The 20,349-nt window shown below is 63.0% G+C and carries 18 protein-coding genes; 4 read left to right on the forward strand and 14 right to left on the reverse strand.

Annotated elements, in window-relative coordinates; genetic code table 11:
* The first annotated feature begins 101 nt into the window (after positions 1 to 101).
* Positions 102 to 530: an anthrone oxygenase family protein gene (locus C9427_RS17540; RefSeq protein ID WP_107650381.1), complete on the forward strand. Its 429-nt coding sequence runs from the start codon at positions 102 to 104 to the stop codon at positions 528 to 530.
* A gap of 54 nt (positions 531 to 584) precedes the next feature.
* Here the strand turns inward: C9427_RS17540 and C9427_RS17545 are convergent, their stop codons facing one another.
* Positions 585 to 1,811 carry an FAD-dependent oxidoreductase gene (locus tag C9427_RS17545; RefSeq protein ID WP_107650382.1) on the reverse strand — a complete coding sequence of 409 codons (1,227 nt, stop codon included), beginning with the start codon at positions 1,809 to 1,811 and terminating at the stop codon, positions 585 to 587.
* 72 nt (positions 1,812 to 1,883) lie between these two features.
* The gene (locus tag C9427_RS17550) at positions 1,884 to 2,294 is read right to left on the reverse strand and encodes a winged helix-turn-helix transcriptional regulator (RefSeq protein ID WP_107650383.1); all 411 of its coding nucleotides are present in this window, start codon (positions 2,292 to 2,294) and stop codon (positions 1,884 to 1,886) included.
* Between the two features lie 135 nt (positions 2,295 to 2,429).
* Here C9427_RS17550 and C9427_RS17555 point away from each other — a divergent pair, with 135 nt between their 5' ends.
* Positions 2,430 to 3,323 (forward strand): SDR family oxidoreductase, encoded by an 894-nt coding sequence (locus C9427_RS17555; protein WP_107650384.1) that lies wholly within the window; start codon positions 2,430 to 2,432, stop codon positions 3,321 to 3,323.
* 151 nt (positions 3,324 to 3,474) lie between these two features.
* Here C9427_RS17555 and C9427_RS17560 read toward each other — a convergent pair whose 3' ends face one another.
* A complete protein-coding gene (locus C9427_RS17560) occupies positions 3,475 to 5,394 on the reverse strand; it encodes a potassium transporter Kup (RefSeq protein ID WP_107650385.1) in 1,920 nt (639 codons plus the stop codon).
* Between the two features lie 103 nt (positions 5,395 to 5,497).
* Positions 5,498 to 6,238 (reverse strand): pyridoxine 5'-phosphate synthase, encoded by a 741-nt coding sequence (locus tag C9427_RS17565; protein WP_107650386.1) that lies wholly within the window; start codon positions 6,236 to 6,238, stop codon positions 5,498 to 5,500.
* A 110-nt stretch (positions 6,239 to 6,348) separates the two neighbouring features.
* On the opposite strand from C9427_RS17565, the gene C9427_RS17570 reads away from it, so the two are divergent.
* Positions 6,349 to 6,771: a SpoIIAA family protein gene (locus tag C9427_RS17570; protein WP_107650387.1), complete on the forward strand. Its 423-nt coding sequence runs from the start codon at positions 6,349 to 6,351 to the stop codon at positions 6,769 to 6,771.
* An 18-nt stretch (positions 6,772 to 6,789) separates the two neighbouring features.
* Here the strand turns inward: C9427_RS17570 and C9427_RS17575 are convergent, their stop codons facing one another.
* The 9 genes from C9427_RS17575 to C9427_RS17615 all read right to left on the reverse strand — a co-directional run bounded on the left by C9427_RS17575 (position 6,790) and on the right by C9427_RS17615 (position 17,482).
* Positions 6,790 to 7,917, reverse strand: coding sequence for an ATP-dependent DNA helicase (locus tag C9427_RS17575; protein ID WP_107650388.1), 1,128 nt, complete (start codon positions 7,915 to 7,917; stop codon positions 6,790 to 6,792).
* Positions 7,918 to 8,041: 124 nt separating this feature from the next.
* Positions 8,042 to 8,434 carry a nitrile hydratase accessory protein gene (locus C9427_RS17580; protein ID WP_107650389.1) on the reverse strand — a complete coding sequence of 131 codons (393 nt, stop codon included), beginning with the start codon at positions 8,432 to 8,434 and terminating at the stop codon, positions 8,042 to 8,044.
* The gene (gene nthB, locus C9427_RS17585) at positions 8,421 to 9,080 is read right to left on the reverse strand and encodes a nitrile hydratase subunit beta (RefSeq protein ID WP_107650390.1); all 660 of its coding nucleotides are present in this window, start codon (positions 9,078 to 9,080) and stop codon (positions 8,421 to 8,423) included. Before nthB ends, C9427_RS17580 begins: the two co-directional genes overlap by 14 nt.
* Positions 9,077 to 9,682: a nitrile hydratase subunit alpha gene (gene nthA, locus C9427_RS17590; protein WP_107650391.1), complete on the reverse strand. Its 606-nt coding sequence runs from the start codon at positions 9,680 to 9,682 to the stop codon at positions 9,077 to 9,079. The genes nthB and nthA overlap by 4 nt, the downstream gene beginning before the upstream one ends.
* 55 nt (positions 9,683 to 9,737) lie before the next feature.
* The gene (locus C9427_RS17595) at positions 9,738 to 12,899 is read right to left on the reverse strand and encodes an efflux RND transporter permease subunit (RefSeq protein WP_107650392.1); all 3,162 of its coding nucleotides are present in this window, start codon (positions 12,897 to 12,899) and stop codon (positions 9,738 to 9,740) included.
* A complete protein-coding gene (locus tag C9427_RS17600; RefSeq protein ID WP_107650393.1) occupies positions 12,896 to 14,197 on the reverse strand; it encodes an efflux RND transporter periplasmic adaptor subunit in 1,302 nt (433 codons plus the stop codon). The genes C9427_RS17595 and C9427_RS17600 overlap by 4 nt, the downstream gene beginning before the upstream one ends.
* A 232-nt stretch (positions 14,198 to 14,429) precedes the next feature.
* Complete coding sequence (locus tag C9427_RS17605) at positions 14,430 to 15,026, reverse strand: LysE family translocator (protein WP_107650394.1); 597 nt, start codon at positions 15,024 to 15,026, stop codon at positions 14,430 to 14,432.
* Positions 15,027 to 15,044: 18 nt separating this feature from the next.
* Positions 15,045 to 15,617: an acetolactate synthase small subunit gene (ilvN, locus tag C9427_RS17610; RefSeq protein ID WP_008876572.1), complete on the reverse strand. Its 573-nt coding sequence runs from the start codon at positions 15,615 to 15,617 to the stop codon at positions 15,045 to 15,047.
* 83 nt (positions 15,618 to 15,700) lie between these two features.
* Positions 15,701 to 17,482: an acetolactate synthase 3 large subunit gene (locus C9427_RS17615; RefSeq protein ID WP_107650395.1), complete on the reverse strand. Its 1,782-nt coding sequence runs from the start codon at positions 17,480 to 17,482 to the stop codon at positions 15,701 to 15,703.
* A 453-nt stretch (positions 17,483 to 17,935) separates the two neighbouring features.
* Here C9427_RS17615 and C9427_RS17620 point away from each other — a divergent pair, with 453 nt between their 5' ends.
* On the forward strand, positions 17,936 to 19,738 hold the full coding sequence (locus C9427_RS17620) for an NAD(P)/FAD-dependent oxidoreductase (protein WP_107650396.1): 1,803 nt from the start codon (positions 17,936 to 17,938) through the stop codon (positions 19,736 to 19,738).
* 68 nt (positions 19,739 to 19,806) lie between these two features.
* Here C9427_RS17620 and C9427_RS17625 read toward each other — a convergent pair whose 3' ends face one another.
* Complete coding sequence (locus tag C9427_RS17625; RefSeq protein ID WP_107650397.1) at positions 19,807 to 20,331, reverse strand: DUF1269 domain-containing protein; 525 nt, start codon at positions 20,329 to 20,331, stop codon at positions 19,807 to 19,809.
* Between the last annotated feature and the right edge of the window lie 18 nt (positions 20,332 to 20,349).

The raw sequence follows: 20,349 nt of genomic DNA on the forward strand, positions 1-20,349 counted from the left end.
ATCGGTGCAAGTCCTATCTCTGTCCTGGTCCGCTATGCCCAAACGTTTATGTGGAAGATGGCGGTTTATCGGGAAGATGGCGGTTTATCGCGGAGATCAGGATGATCGCAGGTTTGCTCGCCTTAACCGTCGCCGCCGCCTTCGCGGGCGCTGCCATCTATGTCAGTGTCGCCGAACAACCCGCGCGCCTTCGGCTCGATGACCGGGCGCTGCTGCAGGAATGGCAACCCTCCTACAAACGCGGCGCCGCCATGCAGGCGTCGATTGCCGTTATCGCCTGTATTCTTGGCGTCATTGCCTGGTGGCAGACCGGCATTCTCGCCCATCTGATTGGCGCGGTGCTGATCATTCTTCCCTGGCCATGGACGCTGATCGTGATGATGCCGGCAAACCGGTTGCTGGAGGCGATGGATGCGGCCGTCGCCAACCCGCAAGCCCGGAACTTGATCGTCAAATGGGGCAATTTCCATCTGGTTCGAGCGACGCTTGGCGTAATGGCGGCATTGGCATTCCTTGCGGGTAGCGCCTGACGTCACCGTGATTTGCCTGCAGCGCCTTCGATGGCCTTTCCGTCATTGGCCGGATCAATCCTGCCACAACGCTTCCGCAAACCCGATCCGCCTGAATGGATCGATCACGGTTCCAGCCACCATCGAGGCAAGAATCCTCGGCGTCGGCGGGATTCTTGCGACCGTCGCCACCAGCCTGTCGCGGACAAACGGCATCAGCATCGAATCCGACTGGTAGAACGGCGTCAGCGCCAGCGACAGCGCCTGGAAGACCCGGACATGCCACCGCCGCGCCTGGACATAGGCCGCCAGCGCGGTGTCGACGCCGCCCGCCCGCACAAGCGCGTAGTTGAGCGCCGCGGCGTCGAGAAGCGCCATGTTCGCGCCTTGCCCGAGCTGCGGGCTGGTCGAATGCGCGGCATCGCCGATCACAGCCAGTCGCCGGCCAACCGGCAGCTTGAGCGTGTGATGGCCGTAGCGAGCCAGCGAGAGCTGGTCGAAACTGTCGATCTGGCGTGTGAACGCCTCGCATTCCGGCCACAGGCCGACCACCCTCGCCTTCCACGCTTCAAGGCCCATGACCCGCACGTCCTCGACATCAGCCGGTTTCAGGCTCCAGAAGAATGCCGCCATCGTCTCAGCGCCCGGTTCAGGCCGGCCGATCGGCAGCACGCCGATCATCACCCTGGCTCTGTCGTAGCGCTGCAGCAGGGCGCGTTCGTCGAAACCGTTGCCGTGCCAGCCGAGCGACGCCCAGAACGCACCATAGGCCAGCGGCCGGGGTTCGCCGGGATTTTTCAAGCACTGCCGCAGTTTGGAGCGCGAACCGCTGGCATCGACGACCAGGTCGAACGGCCCTGTCCTTCGTCCGTTGCCGCAGATCAGCACCGCTCGTTCGCCGGCCTCCAGCGTTTCGACCTCTACGCCCGTCTCGATGGCGATCGCTTCGCGCCGGACGGCGCGGAAAAGCACGCCGAACAAGGCCGCGCGATGCACCGCCAGGCCGAAACGACCGCCGCGCCGCGCATCGTAGCGCACATCGAGCACGGTGCGGCCGGTCCTGGCGTCGGCGCCATGCAGGCGTTCGATCCGGCTGCCCAGCGCCATGATGTCGTCGAGCAGGCCGAGATCGGCCAGCACTGTCAGCCCGGTCGGCTGCAGGATCAGCCCGGAGCCGACCGGCTTTGGTTCGTCGAAGCGCTCGAAGACGGTGACCCGATGCCCGGCGCGCTTCAGATAGAGCGCGGTGGCGAGCCCCGCCGGCCCGGCGCCGGCAATCGCGATGTCGAGAGAATTGCCCATGGCCCGCCGAATCCCGCCCAGGCCGGACAATCCTTCAGCGGTATCGGCAAATCAAGCTACAGGCGCCAAAGGTCAGCCTTGGGTGGCGTCAAAAGCGGCGCGCGCGTCGCGCACCGCGCCGTGGTTGAGTTCGGCCCACTGGACCAATTGCTGCAAGGGCCCGAACATCGAACGTCCGAGATCGGTGAGGCTGTACTCGACGCTCGGCGGCTTGGTTGGGAACACCTCGCGATGGACATAGCCGTCACGCTGCAAATCGTGCAGCGTCTGGGTGAGCATACGCTGTGAAATGTCGGGCACGAGACGCCGCAGTTCGCCAAAGCGATACGGCCTCTCCGCCAGTGCCATCATCAGCAGCGAACTCCATTTGCCGCTGATGCCCTGGATCACATCGCGAACAGGGCAATCGGCAAAATTGCCCCCATCGGTCATGGCTTTGTAGACCTCCATCTTCGATCGCAGATTGAGGATCTTGCTGTCCATCGCTGGTTCCTTGCGTGTGCCTACCTCCCGCAAAACTGCCTTCTTTACGAGGGTCGGTCAATTCCTATTTTAGTGCTGCTCTCTTTTTGAGACTATATGAACACCCACCGCTTCGGCGCAACGACAGGACCTCCAATGACCGAAACCCTTCTCGTCACCGGCGCTTCCGGCCAGCTTGGCCGCGGCGTCATTCATCATCTGCTGGACACGCTCAAGGTTGCGCCCACGCAAGTCATCGCTACCACGCGCGATCCCGCCAGCCTCGCCGACCTGGCGGCGCGCGGCGTGACCGTCAGGGCCGCCGACTTCAACGACAAGGCGTCGTTGACCAGTGCCTTCGAGGGCGCCGACAGGGTGCTGATCATCTCGACCGGTGATCTTGACCTCAAAAGCGGCAAGCGCCTGAAACAGCATGAGACGGCGGTCGCGGCGGCCAAGGAAGCCGGCGTCTCGCATTTGCTCTACACCTCGATGCCCAACCCGGAGCCGGTATCGCCGGTGCTGTTTGCCGGCGACCATTACGGCACCGAACAGGCGATCAAGGAGAGTGGCATCCCCTATACGATCTTCCGCAACGGCTGGTATCAGGAGAACCTGTTCATGTCGCTGCCGCATGCCATCGCCTCGGGGCACTGGTACACATCCGCAGCCGACGGCCGCACCGCCCATGGCGCCCGCGACGACATGGCAGCGGCAATCGCCGCCGGCCTCGCTTCTGGTTCGCGCGAAAGCAAGACCTACACGCTGACCGGCCCACAAGCCTATACCGTTGCCGAGATCGCCGCCCTGGTGACCGAGGTCACCGGTAAGCCGCTTGAAGTCATTCAACTGCCAGACGAGGCCTTGACCGAAGGGGTGAAGGCAGCAGGCGTTCCCGAGGACTTCGCCCGCATCATCGTTTCCCTCGACGCCAACACCCGCTCCGGCCGCATCAACATGGTGACCGATGCGATCGAGACGCTTTCGGGCCGCAAGCCCAAATCGTTGAAGCAGTTCCTCGAGGCGAACAAGGCGGCGCTGGCCGGCTGAACCTTTGAGATGCCGGCGGGACAGCGCCCCCTCTGTCCTGCCGGACATCTCCCCCTCAAGGGGGGAGATTGGATGTCGCTTCGGCTTTCGCCAATCACCAACGCTGGAAGGCCGGCGAAACGTAGAAGCTGCCGAATATTCTGCGCCGCAGCTAAATAGCCACCTGCGTTCCGATCTCGACCACGCGTCCGGTCGGGATCTGGAAATACTCTGTCGCATCCGCCGCCGTGCGCGCCAGGCCGATGAACAGCTTGTCCTGCCACACCGGCATGCCGGAATTGGGCGACGCCTTGAGCGAACGCCGCGACAGGAAGAACGACGTGGTCATGATGTCGAACTTCCAGCCCTGCTTGCGGCAGATCGCCAGCGCGCGCGGAATGTTGGGCTGCTCCATATAGCCGAAGTTCAGCGTCACCCGCATGAACAGATCGTTGAGCGTCTCCATCTTGACCCGCTCGCTGTCGGGCACGATGGGCTGCGGCGCCGTCACCACCGAAAGGATGACGTTCTGCTCGTGCAGCACCTTGTAGTGCTTCAGGCTGTGCATCAGCGCAGTCGGCGCGCTGAGCGGATCGCTGGTCAGGAACACGGCCGTGCCGGACACGAGCTGCGGTTTCTTCTTCAACAGGTTGCCGGCAAGGAAATCGAGCGGAATCTCGTTGCGGCGGGTCTTGTCGAACAGATAGCGGCTGCCCCGCACCCAGGTCCACATGGCCAGCACGACCGTGAAGGCCACCGCCAGCGACGCCCAGCCGCCTTCGAACACCTTGACGATGTTGGAGGCAAAGAAGCCGATATCGATGAAGGCGAACAAAGCCGTCAGGCTCGCGGCCAGCCAGAACTGCCATTTCCAGATGCGGGTCATGATGACGTAGAGCAGCACCGTCGTCACCAGCATGTTGCCGGTCACCGAAATTCCATAGGCCGACGCCAGCCTGCTGGATTCGCCGAAACCGACGACCAACAGCATCACCACCAGCGCCAGCAGCAGATTGACGCGCGGCATGTAGATCTGGCCGGATTGTCTTTCCGACGTATGCAGGATTTCGAGCCGCGGCAGCATGTTGAGCTGCACCGCCTGTCTCGTCAGTGAGAAAGCGCCCGAGATCACCGCCTGGCTGGCAATCACGGTCGCCGCCGTCGCCAGCACCACCATCGGTATCAGCGTCCAGCCCTCGTTCATCTCGAAGAACGGGTGGCCGACGACACCGCCATTGGCCAGCACGAAGGCGCCCTGGCCGACATAGTTGAGCAGCAGGCAAGGAAACACGATGGCCAGCCACGCCAGCACGATCGGCTTGCGGCCGAAATGGCCGAGATCGGCATAGAGCGCCTCGGCGCCGGTGACGGCAAGAAAGATGGCGCCGATCGTCACGAAGGCGACATCTGGCGAATTGATCAGGAAGGCGACGATATAATGCGGGCTGATGGCCAGCAGGATTTCCGGGTCGTCGATGATGTGGTTGATACCCGACAGGCCGATGGCCAGGAACCAGACGGCGGTAATCGGGCCGAAAATCAGGCCAACGCCGCCGGTGCCGAACCGCTGCACCGAAAACAGGATCGCCAGAATGACCAGCGTCAGCGGCACCACGTAAGGCTGGAACGTCGGCGTAACGACGTTCATGCCCTCGACCGCCGAGAGCACGGAGATTGCCGGGGTGATCACGGCGTCGCCAAAAAACAGGGAAGCGCCGACAATGCCTATGCCCAGAATCACCGCCGAGCGGGTCGGAAAACTGCCACGCGCCAGCGCCATCAGCGACAGCACTCCGCCCTCGCCGCGATTGTCGGCCCTGAGCACGAACATGATGTATTTGATGGTGACGATAATGGTCAGCGACCAGATGATCAGCGACAGCACGCCGAGAATGTCGCCGCGCTCGGCGACATTGCCGCCCGCCGACGCACGCAACGCCTCGCGGAACGCATAGATCGGGCTGGTGCCGATATCGCCGTAGACCACGCCGAGCGCGCCCAGCATCAGAACCTTGGTGCTGTGCTGTTCAATCTCCGGATGGCTCGATTGTTCGACGGTTTCTGCCTCACTACCAGTGTTGGCAAGGGCCATGGACGACACTCCGATAAGCGCGCGGTGCTCTACGCTTGCTGCGATGCAATATCAAGTGCCGCCGCGTAATCGCTTCCATGCGGGTAATGCAAAGCTGCCATCTCTACCACCCGCAAGCTTTCAGGAACCGCCCCACCGTGCCGGCCATGCCATACTCCAATGCGTCGGCTGTCAACCCGTGCCCGATCGATACTTCGGCCAAGGCCGGGATGCGCTTGACTAATGCCGGCAGATTGGCCACCACCAGATCGTGCCCGGCATTGACCTGCAGCCCGGCGGCAAGCGCGGCATCCGCGGTTTTTCCCAGTCTTTCTACTTCCTTCGCCGCTTTTGCCGAATCGGAATGGTAGCTGCCATAGGGGCCGGTATAGAGTTCGATACGGTCGGCCCCGGTGTCGCGCGCGGCTCTCATGCCGTCCGGATCCGCATCGGAAAACAGCGACACGCGCAAGCCTCCCTTTTTCAGGCGCTTGACGATCGGTGTCAGGAACCCCGCTTCTTCAACGAAGTTCCAGCCATGGTCCGAGGTGGCCTGGGCAGGGTCGTCGGGCACCAGCGTCACCTGCTCCGGCTGGTGCTTTTCCACCAGCGCGAGGAAATCCTCGCTCGGATAGCCCTCGATGTTGAATTCCGCCTTGGGGAATTCGTCGTCGATCAGCGCCCTGATCTCCGGCACGTCGGAATGCCTGGTGTGCCGCTCGTCGGGCCGCGGATGCACCGTCAGCCCGTGCGCGCCCGCCGCAAGGGCAAGGCGCCCGAGCCCGATCACGCTTGGCCATGGCAGGTCGCGCCGGTTGCGCAGCATGGCGATGGCGTTGAGGTTGACGGAGAGCTTTGCGGGCATTTTTCGGGTCCGGTCTGATCCTGGCGCGCATCTATAGCGTCTTTGACGGGAACAGACAGGGGGTTTCGGGTGTTCCAAGGTGAACGATTGCGTCCACCGAAGGAGGTCCCGTGAATTTTCTCGACGAGGTGCCGGCAGTCCGCCGCATCGACACCACCCGCGCCGATCTTTTCGCCATCGATGTCGTTGGCCATGTCACGGCCGCGGACGCGGAGAATTTGTTCGGGTTGCTGGAGGCGGCTTATGCGCTGCACGACAGGATAGATGTGCTCGTGCGCCTGGTCGACCATGACGGCGTCGACTGGGCCGATGTGTCGGACGAGACGATCGAACAGGGCACGGCTGACGCCGTGGCGCATATCGGCCGCTGTGCGGCAATCGGCGAGCCAAACTGGATACCGGGCGCACAAGGCATTCTGCCTGCCTCCGTGCCAATCGAATTCAGGCACTTCGAGGCCAAGGACGAAGCGGCCGCCTGGGAATGGCTGGCTGCCAAGTCGATCAGTCCACCGGTGATGCCGGCAGGATCGTGATGGTGACGCGGGATCGGTCTATCTGACGATAGTCAACCGTTCGGCAGCGCGGGTGATGGCGGTATAAAGCCAGCGCTGGCGGGTTTCCTTGAACGCCCAGCTTTCGTCGAAAAGCACGATCTCGTTCCATTGCGAGCCCTGCGCCTTGTGCACGGTCAGCGCATAGCCATAGTCGAAATCGTCGAAGCGCTTTTTCTGCTGCCAGGGGATATCGGCGTCCGGGTCCTCGAACGCCGCCTTGAGCAGCTTGATCTTGGCGACGCCGCGGTCCGGATCGTCCTCTTCCGGCGAGACCAGCAGATTGATGCCGGGCTTCACCGTCTCGCGCGACGAGGTCATCACCTTCCACAGCGAGCCGTTGAGCAGCCCCTTGGCGGGATCGTTGCGCAGGCAGACGAGCTTGTCGCCGGCCTGAGGATAATCGGCATTGAACCCTTTCAGCTCGCGCAGCCGCTGATTATAGCGTCGCCGCGTCCTGTTGGTGCCGACCAGCACCTGGTCCGCCTTCAGCACCAGTTCCTGGGTGACGTCCTCCTTGCCGATCACCTGCGCCGTGCCATAGTCGCCGCGCATGAATTCGCGGCCCTCGCGCACATCGAGCGCCAGCCGCAGAATCGGGTTGTCGCGCGCCTGCCGATGGATCTCGGTGAGCAGGATGTCCGGCTCATGGTCGGTGAAGAAGCCGCCGCCCGAGATCGGCGGCAACTGGCCGGGATCGCCAAGGACGAGGATCGGCGTGCCGAAGCTCATCAGGTCACGGCCAAGCTGTTCATCGACCATCGAGCATTCGTCGATGACGACGAGCTTGGCGCGCGATATCGGGCTTTGCCGGTTGAGCGAGAAGGTTGGCGACATCGAGGTTTTCCCGGTCACCTCGTCGGCCACCGATTCCTCGCCCTTCGGCCGGTAGATCAGCGAGTGGATGGTGCGGGCATTGACCGCGCCCTTGGAACGCAGCACTTGCGCGGCCTTGCCGGTGAAGGCGGCGAACTGCACCTGGCCGTCGACATGCTCGGCGAAATAGCGCGCCAGCGTCGTCTTGCCGGTGCCGGCAAAGCCGAACAGCCGGAAGACCTGCGGTCGCCCCTCTTTGAGCCAGCCGGCAACCGCCTTCAGAGCTTCATCCTGTTGGGGGGAAAATTCCATCAGAGCGAGAGACCGGATTCGCAAGACAAAGACAAGATAGCTGCCATCACCTCGATGCTATCGATGGACAAGGCTAGCAGGCGCAAATCGGAACGTAAAGGGAACGAAGACTGTCGGGCACGACCTATCCGGTCGGGCCGATACGACCTTCGGTCGGTCCGACACGACCTTCGGCCGGTCTGGGATCGTTCTCCAGCAGGATCGGCTTGCCGTGGGGTGTCGCATGCGCCGCGCGCTCCCAGGCGGCGGCCAGCGCATCGACATCGCCCTTGCCTGCAACGCCCTTGGTCGACAGCAGCTTTTCCAGTGCCGCCAGCCAGTGTTCGTAATAATCCTGGCCGTCGCTTGCCGCGCCGGGCTTCTTCACCTCGGCGGACAACGCCTCAGCCCATTCGCCCCAGGAAAACAGGCCCTTGTCGTGCAATGCCACCGTCATGGCGAAGGCTTCCGCTTGCCACGGCTCAGCGAACACCGGTTCGTCGAAACCTGCCGGCGCTGCGGGCTCAGGCCGGCTCAAGATAGCTCTCCCAGGCGTCGATCGAGACCGTCAGCGTTGGGTCGGCCCCCTCGCCCCAGATCTCGGCGCCCTCGAACACCACCGTGTAGACCCATTGCGGGTTCTCACCCTTGCCATGCGCATTGCTGTCCGGGAAGACAAACCCATCGCGCACGGCTTCCACGATTCCCCGCTTGCCGCGTGCATAGCGCGGCAGCCGCGTGTGGCCGGTCGGATGAAAATTCTTCGTCCGCACGCGGCCGCCCGCGCTGAAGCGCGCTGGCGTCGAAACCGGCCGGTCGCAAGGCCCGCCCTTGGCCAGCACCGCTGGCACGTTTTCCGCCTTCAGCACGCGCTTGGGTGTCGCAGCCGGGTCGACCGCCTTGCCCGCAGCCAGGTCGCGGTCGCTGACGAAACCATGGCGCTTGAGCAAGGTTTCCAGCGCCTTGATCCAGATCTGGTAGTAGCTCGAGGAATAGTAGTCCGCCGGGTGCAGCGATTCCCGTGCATGCCGGCTCTCGTCGAGACTCCACGCCCCCATGGCACCGGCCGTGAGCGTCACGCCAAGCGCCCGCCTTTCCCAGGCGGCGTGGAAATACGGCTCATCCTTCTCGGGCGCAATCGGCCCGAACCCCATCTGCCCACCGAGATCGTGCGGTCCGTTCATGCCGGCTCCCGCGCCAATGCCGTACCGATCATCGCATCGCGGCTCACCAGATCGGCCAGCCGCTCCTCGCTCCAGCCCTCGGTGCCACCAGGTCGCATCGGCACCACGAGGTAACGCAGCTCGGCGGTGGAATCCCACACCCGGATTTTTGTCGTCCCGGGCAGCGCCAGCCCGAATTCCTCAAGCACGCCGCGCGGATCGATCACTGCGCGCGAGCGATAGGGCGGCGCCTTGTACCAGACCGGCGGCAGGCCGAGCACCGACCACGGGTAGCACGAGCACAGCGTGCAGACGACGAGGTTGTGCGTCTCCTCGCTGTTGAACACCGCCTGCATGTGCTCGCCCTGCCGGCCGGCATAGCTCAGCGATTCGATCGCCGCCGTCGCATCGCGTTTCAGCCAGGCGGCGAAGCCGGCATCGGCCCAGGCCTTCGCCACCACCCTGGCGCCGTTGCGCGGGCCGATTTTCGTCTCGTAGGTGTCGACAATGACGTCGATGGCGGCCGGATCGATCAGGCCCTTCTCGGTGAGGATCGTTTCCAGCGCGCGCACCCGCGCCGCGAAAGGGTCGAGCTCGTTGTCGTGGTCATGGTCATGGGACATGGCCCCAAACTACGATTCCCCGCAGCCCGCCGCAAGCGCGACGCCTTGGGCCAGCCTATTCCGCCGCTGCCTTTTGCGGCTCGGCCATGTCCTCGACCGGATCGAACAGCGAAGGCTGCTCGTCGCTTTCCACTGTATGCAGCGCCGGTCGCTTATTCTTCGTGAAAAAGCCGAGCAGCCAGCCGGAGAAATTCTCGAAATAGACATAGATGACCGGCGTGACGAACAGCGTCAGCGCCTGCGAGGCCAGCAGGCCGCCGACGACGGCGACGCCGAGTGGCTGGCGCAGTTCGGCGCTGGCGCCGGTGCCGAGCGCGATCGGGAAGGTGCCCATCAGCGCCGCGAGCGTCGTCATCATGATCGGCCTGAAACGCATCAGGCACGCCTTGTGGATGGACTCCTTGGCGGACATGCCCTCGCGCCTGAGTTCCAGCGCGACATCCACCATCATGATGCCGTTCTTCTTGACGATGCCGATCAGCATCAGGATGCCAATTACCGCGATGACCGAAAGGTCCATGCCGGCGAAGCGCAGTGCAGCCACGGCGCCCAGCACGGCCGACGGCAGGCCGGTCAGGATGGTGAGCGGATGGATGAAGCTCTCATAGAGGATGCCGAGAACGATATAGATGGTGAGAATGGCGCCGCCGATCAGCAGGCCCTGATTGGCAAGCGAATCCTGGAACGTCTTGGCCGTGCCGGCGAAGCTGGTCGAGATCGCCTTCGGCATGCCGATCTGCTCCTTCAGCGCGGCGATGCGGGTGGTGCTGTCGCCAAGCGCCACGCCTTGCGGCAGATTGTAGGAGATGGTCACCGCCGGAAGCTGGCCGAGCTGGTTGATGGTCAAGGCGCCGGCGGTGCGATCGACGCGGGCAAAGGCGCCGAGCGGCACCAGGCTGCCGCTGGCCGTCCTCACCTGGATCGCAAGCATGCGTTCAGGCGACCATGCGATCCGAGGATCGAGTTCCATGACCACCTCATAGCTGTCCGCCGAGCCGAAAATCGTCGAAACCTGCTCGGTGCCGAAGCCGCCATAGAGGCTGGAGCGCAGGGTGTCGGTATCGATGCCGAGCGTCGCTGCCTTGTCACGGTCGACGACCAGTGTCGCCTGCAGCGCGTTGTTCTGCAGATCGCTGGTGACATCGGTGAAGAACTTGTGGTCGGCGGCCATCGCGTCGTTCAGCTTTTGCGCCCAGATGTCCGTGGCTCCATTGTCGAGCCCCTGGACGACCAACTGATAGGCGCTGGCGGAGGACCGTGAGCCGAGCCTGAGGTTCTGCACAGGCTGCATATAGGTCTCGATCCCTGCAACATTGGCCAGTTGGCGCCTCAGGTCCGAAAGCACCTTCTCGATGTCGGGGCGTTGGTCTTTCGGCTTCAACTGGACGAAGAGTCTTCCCTGGTTGAGCGCATTGTTCCCGCCGCCCACGGACCACGCCACATGGTCGACATAGGGTGAATGGGAAAAGACATTCGCTACCTGGCCCTGGAGTTTCGCTATGGCGTCGAACGAGATGTCCTGACGGGCGACGGTCGTGACCGATATCTGGCCGATATCTTCCTGTGGGAAGAAGCCCTTCGGGGAAATCTGGATCAGCCAGACCGATGCTGCCGCCGTTCCGGCGAAGACCAGGAACACCAGGAAAGTGTGGCGCAGGCAGAAGGTCAAAACCCGGTCGTAGCCGCGTGTGAAGAGGTCGTGCCTGTGGCCGCCACCATGCGCTTCGCGATCGGCCTTCGTCACCGACAGAAGCCGTGAGCAAAGCATCGGCGTGAGCGTCAGCGAGACGAACATCGACGCCAGGATGGCGACTGTCACCACGACGGCGAACTCGTTGAAGATGCGGCCGATGACGCCGCCCATCAAAAGCACGGGGATGAACACCGCCACCAGCGAGATCGAGATCGAGATGATGGTGAAGCCGATTTCGCGCGCACCCTTCAGCGCGGCGTCGAATGCCGAGAGCCCATCCTCTTCCATGTGACGGAAGATGTTCTCCAGCATGACGATGGCGTCGTCGACGACGAGGCCGACAGCCAGCGTCAGCCCCATCAGCGATATGTTGTCGATGGAAAAGCCGAACAGGAACATTGCACCGAGCGTTGCGATCAGCGAGATCGGCACGGCAACGGCCGGGATGATGGTCGCCGTCACCCGGCGCAGGAACACGAAGATCACCATCACCACCAGGGCGATGGTGAGGAGCAGCGTGAACTGCACGTCGTCGACGGCCTGGCGGATCGAGGTTGAACGGTCGTTGAGCAGCTTGATGCCGGCGGCGGCCGGCATCTGGTCCTGGAAGGACGGCAGCATCGCCTTGACCTTGTCGACCACGTCGACCGTGTTGGCGTCGGGCTGGCGCTGCACGGCCATGATGATGGCGCGCGTGCCGTCATACCAGCTCGCCGTCGTCGTGGTCTCGACCGAGTCGATGACGCGGGTCACCTCGCCCAAACGCACCGGATGGCCGTTCTTGGTGGCGATGATGATGTTGGAAAAGCCCGCCGCGTTGGTCAGTTGCGTGTTGGCGGTGATCGTCAGTTGCTGCTTGTCGTTCTGCAGCACGCCGAGCGGCGTGTTGCTGTTGGCCGACGCGATCGCTGCCTGCAACTGGTCGATCGAGATGCCGCGCGCGGCGAGCGCGGTCGGGTCGATCTGCACGCGCACGGCATATTTCTGCTGGCCGAAGATGGAAACTTGGGCCACGCCGTCGATGGTCGACAGGGACGGCGAGATCACATTCTCGGCGAAAGCGTCGAGATCGGTCAGCGGGACCGTATCGCTGACCAGCGACATCAGCAGGATTGGTGCGTCAGCCGGATTGACCTTGCGATAGCTCGGCGGCGCTGTCATTTCGGGCGGCAGCGATTTCTGCGTGCGCGCGATTGCCGCCTGCACGTCCGCGGCGGCCGCGTCGATGTCGCGATTGAGCACGAACTGGATGGCGATCGAGGTCTGGCCAAGCGAGTTGGAGGTCGAGATCGAATCGATGCCGGCGATGGTGGCGAACTGCTTGATCAGCGGCGTCGCCACCGAGGTCGCCATGGTTTCCGGCGAGGCGCCGGGCAGCGACGCCGAGACATTGACCACCGGGAATTCGGCGCTGGGGAGTGCGGCCACCGGCAGGAACTTGTAGGCAAACAATCCGCCCAGAACGAGGGCGAACGACATCAGCAGTGTCGCGACAGGCCTGCGGATGCAGAATTCGGAGATCATTGGCCCGCCCCGCTGGCCTTGCCGGCTTCGGCGACCTTTGGAGCGGCCTGGTCGCCACCCGCCACCTTGCCCTCGTGCACCGCGGCGCCATCCTTCAGCCTGGTCTGGCCCTCGACGACCACCTTCTCGCCGCTCCTCAAGCCGTCGCTGATGGCGCTGTTTTCGCCCTCGGTCAGCGCCACCTGCACCGGCCGCATCTCGACGGTGTTGTCCGGCTTGACGACATAGACGAACGGTCCCTTCTGGCTCGGTTGGACAGCGACCGTCGGAACCGAAATCATCTGCGGCATGATGCCGGCGTCGAGCACGACATTCACATATTGACCCGGCCACAGCGACATATCGGCATTGGGCACGCTCGCCCGCGTTGCGATCGTGCCGGAGGCGGTGTCGACGCTGGAATCGACGAAATCGAGCGTACCCTTGCCGATCGGCATCGGATCGCCGTCCTTGGTCAGCGTCACCGCCCCTTGTTGCGGCGAGGCCAACGCCTTGTGCAGCAGGGCGAGATTGCTTTCCGGCAGATTGAAGTTCACCTGCAGCGGATCCATCTGGGTGATCGTCACCAGCGGCGTCGTCGACGAACTGTTGCCGTTGCTGGTGGTGACGAGATCGCCGAGCGATACATTGATCGCGCCCAGCCGGCCGGTGATCGGCGCCGAAATGGTCGCGTAGCTCAACTGGACGGTATCGGAATCGATCGTCGCCTTGTCGGCGTCGATGGTTGCGACAGCGGCCTTCTGCGCCGCCAGCGCCTGATCGTAGGTCTGCTGCGTGCCGGCCTGCTTGGCGACAAGATCCTTGGCGCGCTGAAGATCCGCCGTGGCGCTGACGAGCATCGCCTGGTCCTTGACCAGCGTCGCCTGGTCCTTGGCCAGTTGCGCCTTCAGCGCGCGATCGTCGAGCGAGAACAAAAGATCGCCGGCCTTTACCATCTGCCCGTCCTTGACCGCGATGGAGACGATCTGGCTGGACATCCGGGCATTGATACTGACCACGGCGGGTGACGAGACGAAGCCGATGGCATAGCGGCGGATCGGGAAATCGGCCGTCGAAGCCGTGGCCGCGACGATCGAGGCCGAACGCACGCCATTGCCCCCGCCTGCCTTGTCGGCACCCGGCTTGCCCGCGCCCGACTTGCCCGCGCTCGACTTGCCCGCGCTCGACTGGTCAGCGGCGGCGGTCTGCTTCGGCGCTATGAACTGCTGAACCTTGCTCATCGCCGTCGGCGAAAGATAGAGGCCTGCCCCTGCCAGGCAGGCTGCCGCGACCACTGCAAGGACGATTTTTCCGCGCATCGACAACATGCCCTCTCATCCGACACGCCGAACCCGGTGGTCTTAGGCTACTCAAATCACGGCATCCTGTCGCGATTTCGCGGAGTAGATAGGACACGCCTTTGGCGGAAAAGGGCCAAAACGCGGCATTACGAAGATTTAATGTGCAGTGCACAATAAGGCGGCACTAAAGCGCGTGGCATTCAGGGAACCTCGCCCGAAGCGTTTTATGCGCGCTCTTGGGCGGCAACCATCACTTGAGCATCGGCCACAGCGTGGCCGCCAGGAGCACGCCCATGGCGATGTTGAACCATTTCAGCCGCACCGGATCGGACAGGAAACCACGCAGCGCCGTGCCGAAACCCGCCCACACCGAAACGCTCGGCAGGTTGACGATGGCGAACGCCATCGAGATCAGCACCACCGACAAAAACGGATGGTCCGCGTCGCTGTAGACGGCCATGGCTGTGATCGCCATCACCCATGCCTTGGGATTGACCCACTGGAACGCCGCCGCGTCGATGAAGCGCATCGGCATTGCCGTCGCCTCACCCTTGCTGGTCATCGATCGCGACATGGCGATCTTCCAGGCGAGATAGAGCAGATAGACGCCACCGGCGATTTTCAATCCGGTGTGCAGCACCGGAAACGCCGTCAGCACCGCGCCAAGCCCGAAGCCGACGGCCAAAAGCAGCACGAGGAAGCCTATGCAGATGCCCAGCATGTGCGGCACGGTCCTGACGAAGCCGAAATTCACGCCCGATGCCAGCAGCATGAAATTGTTCGGCCCCGGCGTGACCGAGGTCACGAAGGCGTAAACCAGCAGGGCAAGGAAGCCATCGAGGGACATGGACTGAGCGCCGGGCCGTTACATCCCCTGCGGGCCGCGGTTCATCGCCGCCACGCCGGTGCGGCAGATTTCGACCAGGCCGAGCGGCTTCATGATGGCGATGAACTGGTCGAGCTTGGAGCCCTTGCCGGTGATCTCGAAGATGAAATGCTCGGTGTTGGCGTCGATGACGCTGGCACGGAAGGCGTCGGCGAGCCTCAGCGCCTCGACGCGGGCTTCACCGGTGCCGGCCACTTTCACCAGCGCCAGTTCCCGCTCCATCGGCCGTTCCTGGCCGAGTTCCTGCGAGCGCACGGTGAGGTCGACGACGCGGTGCACCGGCACGATGCGCTCGAGCTGGTGCTTGATCTGCTCCAGCACATGCGGCGTGCCGCGCGTCACGATGGTGATGCGCGACAGATGCTTCTCGTGCTCGGTCTCGGACACGGTGAGGCTCTCGATGTTGTAGCCGCGGCCGGAAAACAGGCCGATGACCCGGGCAAGCACGCCAGGCTCGTTGTCGACCAGCACGGAAAGCGTGTGATTCTCAGGCTTTTCCGTTTCCTTGGCGATGAAATAGGCCGAGCCGGTGGGTTGAAGCTGTGCGTTCATGACATGAATCTCGATTTCAAACTCTTGAGCTAATTCTCTGTTTCCGCACGGCTTCTTCCGACAGCCCTGCCTCGGCTGGGGCGTTACACCAGCTCCCTGCCCTTGGCGTCGATGGCGTTGGCCACAGCCTCGTCCGTCGCCTCGTCGGGCAAGAGCATCTCGTTATGCGCCTTGCCCGACGGGATCATCGGGAAGCAGTTGGCGAGCGTTGCCACCCGGCAGTCGAAGATCACCGGCTTCTTCACCGCAATCATCTCCTTGATCGCGTCGTCCAGCTCGTCCGGCTTCTCGCAACGTATGCCATGGCCGCCATAGGCTTCGGCCAGCTTGACGAAATCCGGCATCGCCTCGGTGTAGGAATGCGACAGCCGGTTGCCATGCAGCAGCTGCTGCCACTGCCGCACCATGCCCATATACTGGTTGTTGAGGATGAAGATCTTGATTGGCGCCTCGTGTTGCACGGCCGCACTCATCTCCTGCATCGTCATCTGCACCGAGGCATCGCCGGCAATGTCGATGACCAGCGCATCCCGGTGCGCGATCTGCACGCCGAGCGCCGCCGGCAGGCCATAGCCCATCGTGCCCAGCCCCCCCGAGGTCATCCAGCGGTTTGGCTTCTCGAAATGATAATGCTGCGCCGCCCACATCTGGTGCTGGCCGACCTCGGTGGTGATGTAGGTGTCCATGTCCTTGGTCAGCGCATAGAGCCGCTGGATCGCATACTGCGGCATGATCACGTCGTGGTTCATCTTGTAGGCGAGTGAATCGCGCGCGCGCCATTTCGCGATCTGCTCCCACCACGGATGGAGCGCCTTCTTGTCGGCCTTGGCGCTCGCCCGCCACAGCCGCACCAGATCCTCCAGCACCCGGCCGACATCGCCAATGATCGGCACGTCGGTGCGGACATTCTTGTTGATCGACGACGGATCGATGTCGATGTGGATCTTCTTCGAATTCGGCGAGAACGCGGTGAGCCGCCCGGTGATGCGGTCGTCGAAGCGCGCGCCGATGCAGATCATGACGTCGCAATCATGCATGGCCATGTTGGCTTCATAGGTGCCGTGCATGCCCAGCATGCCCATCCAGTTCTTGCCCGATGCCGGATAGGCGCCAAGGCCCATCAGCGTCGAGGTGATGGGAAAGCCGGTCAGGTCGACCAGTTCGCGCAGCAAATGGCTGGCCTCGGGGCCGGAATTGATGACGCCGCCGCCGGAATAGATGATCGGCTTCCTGGCGCCGGCCATCAGTTCGACCGCCGCCTTGATCTTGTCGAGGTCGCCCTGGACTTTTGGCTGATAGCTGGTGCGCGGCGCCGTCTGCGGCGGCACATAGATGCCCTTGGCGAACTGCACGTCCTTCGGGATGTCGACCACGACCGGACCGGGACGCCCGGTCGTCGCGACATGGAAGGCCTCGTGGATGATTGCGGCAAGATCGTTGACATCCTTGACCAGCCAATTGTGCTTGGTGCAGGGCCGCGTGATGCCGATTGTGTCGCATTCCTGGAAAGCATCGGAGCCGATCAGCGAGGTCGGCACCTGCCCGGTCAGGCAGACCAGCGGGATCGAATCCATCAGCGCATCCTGCAGGGGCGTCACCGCATTGGTGGCGCCCGGCCCGGACGTCACCAGCAAGACGCCAGCCTTGCCTGTCGAGCGCGCATAGCCTTCCGCCGCATGGCCGGCGCCCTGCTCATGGCGCACGAGGATGTGCTCGACCTCGTCTTGCTGGAAAATTTCATCGTAGATCGGGAGAACCGCGCCGCCCGGATAGCCGAAAACATGCTTGACGCCATTGTCCTTCAGCGCCTGCACCACCATTTCGGCGCCCGTCATCTCACGCCGCTCGTTCTGTCCACTGCTCATCGGTCTGGTCCCGTATTGGTTCGCCGTCTGGCGATTGCTGGTCGTTTAGTCGTGTTTTGGGCAATAAAAAAGGCCCCCGAGGGAGCCTGTGTCTTGCGCATGGGAGGTTTTCGCCCGGCGGTTACACCGCCTTGCCCACGCGCTTTCCTACGAGAATGAGTGCCGTTTTCATGGTGGCGGACAATAGAATTGGTTTTGCGCCGCTGTCAACGGCGAATGTGAGTGACATTGACCGGTTCCGATCAATCATCGCTTCGAGTCGTCTGTTTCGCCGCAAGACACCGTTCCAACAGTATCCCGGGTGGCGCCAAAGTCTCGATAAGTTGCTGAAAAAGCGCCAAACTATTTGACGACGTGACGCGGCGCACATTTTGCCGCGATACTCCGGCCGACCGAGCTGGGAGGGCCCGGTGAAGCCACAGCAGACGACCAGGACGTCACGGGAGGAAATTGATGCTCGACAAGGCCCCAAACAAGAAACTGTCAGACCTGCTCGACCGGTTCGGCGCCGCACTTAGCGCCGGCGATGTCGACAGCGCGGTCGGATGCTTTCAGGTAGATTGCTATTGGCGCGATCTCGTCACCTTCACCTGGAACATCAAGACCATGGAAGGCCGCGACCAGGTGCGCGACATGTTGATCAGCCAGCTGGCGAAGACAAAGCCATCGAACTGGTCGATCGCCAAGGGTGAGGACGCCAGCGAAAACGATGGGCTCTTGGAGGGCTGGATCAGCTTCGAGACCGAGGTGGCGCGCGGCTTCGGCCACATCAGACTGAAGGACGGCAGGATCTGGACGCTGCTCACCACCATGGTCGAATTGAAAGGCCATGAGGAGCCGGCCGGCTTCACCCGGCCGATGGGCGCCAAGCATGGCCATGGCAAGAACCGGCCAACCTGGAAGGAAGAGCGCGAGAAGGAGGCGGCCGAGCTCGGCTTCAAGACGCAGCCCCACACGCTGATCATCGGCGGTGGCCAGGGCGGCATCGCGCTCGGCGCCCGGTTGAGGCAACTCGGCGTGCCGACCATCATCATAGAGAAGAACGAGCGTGCCGGCGATTCATGGCGCAAGCGCTACAAGTCGCTCTGCCTGCACGACCCGGTCTGGTACGACCATCTGCCCTATATCGACTTTCCTAGGAACTGGCCGGTCTTCTCGCCCAAGGACAAGATCGGCGACTGGCTGGAAATGTACACCAAGGTCATGGAGCTGAATTACTGGTCCTCGACCGAGGCCAGGAGCGCCACCTATGACGACAAGAAAAAGGAATGGACAGTCATCGTCCACCGCGACGGCAAGGATATCACGCTGAAGCCGAAGCAGCTGGTGCTGGCGACGGGACAGTCCGGCAAGGCCAACATGCCTGATTTCAAGGGCATGGACAGCTTCAAGGGTGATCAGCACCATTCTTCGAAGCACCCCGGCCCGGATGCCTATGCCGGCAGACGCGCCGTGGTCATCGGCTCGAACAACTCAGCCCATGACATCGCCGCGGCCCTTTGGGAAGCCGGCGCCGACGTCACCATGGTGCAGCGCTCGACCACGCATATCTCCAGATCCGACACGCTGATGGAAATCGGACTGGGTTCGCTCTACTCGGAAAAAGCCGTGCAAGGCGGCATGACGACAGCCAAGGCCGACCTCATCTTTGCTTCCCTGCCCTACAAGATCCTGCATGAATTCCAGATCCCGGCCTATGCCGAGATGAAGAAGCGCGATGCCGAGTTCTACAAGGGGCTGGAAAAAGCCGGCTTCATGCTCGACTGGGGCGACGACGATTCCGGCCTGTTCATGAAATATCTCAGGCGCGGCTCGGGCTACTATATCGATGTCGGCGCTTCCGACCTGATCATCGACGGTTCGATCAAGCTGAAAAGCGGCGTCGAGGTGAAGGAGATCAAGGAGCATTCGGTCCTGCTCAGTGACGGCTCGGAGCTGCCGGCGGACCTGATCGTCTACGCCACCGGCTACGGCTCGATGAATGGCTGGGCGGCTGACCTCATCTCCAGGGAGGTTGCCGACAAGGTCGGAAAATGCTGGGGCCTGGGTTCGAACACCACCAAGGATCCCGGCCCCTGGGAAGGCGAATTGCGCAACATGTGGAAGCCGACGCAGCAGGAAGCGCTCTGGTTCCACGGTGGCAATTTGCACCAGTCACGCCACTATTCGCAATTCCTGGCGCTGCAATTGAAGGCGCGCCACGAAGGCATCGAAACGCCGGTCTACGGGCTGCAGCAGGTCCATCACAAAGGTTAGCAGGCAGGATAAGGCATAGACGCAGCCCACAGACGGAAGCGCGGCGAATGCCGCGCTTCCCTTTGCCGTCAGGCGGCAGGTGCGTCAGGTGCGGATACCGGCTGGCTCTGTGTGGCTGCCAGCGCGTCGCGCAGAGCCTGCTCCTTGGTGTGGTCAAGCGAGGTTTTCAGCACGGTGCCGCCCGATCCCTTCAGGTCCTCGAGCACCTTGTCGGCTGTCATCTTGCGGACCAGCACGAAGAGTGCCGCGTTGCCGGGCTGAAGGCTCGACCCCAGATCCTTCATGAACTTGTCGTTGATGCCGAAATCGCTCAGCGCGCCGCCAAGTGCGCCCGAGGCCGCGCCAACCGCCGCCCCCACGACCGGCATCAGGAAGATCATTCCGACGAGGAGCCCCCAGAAGCTGCCGGAGACCGCTCCAGCGGCGGTAGGGTTGAAAAGTTGATTGAGCTTGACGTCGCCGCTCTCCTGCTTCACGGCGATCACCGCGTCGCTGAGTTCGATCAGGTATTCGTTCTGCAATTCGAACAGCCGCTTGCGCACCTCTTCCGCTTTGGCTTCGGTCGGATAGACGATGGCGATCAAATCGGACATGGAATAGCTCCTTGTTGG

This window comes from Mesorhizobium helmanticense, from assembly GCF_003034915.1.
Lineage (GTDB): Bacteria > Pseudomonadota > Alphaproteobacteria > Rhizobiales > Rhizobiaceae > Mesorhizobium > Mesorhizobium helmanticense.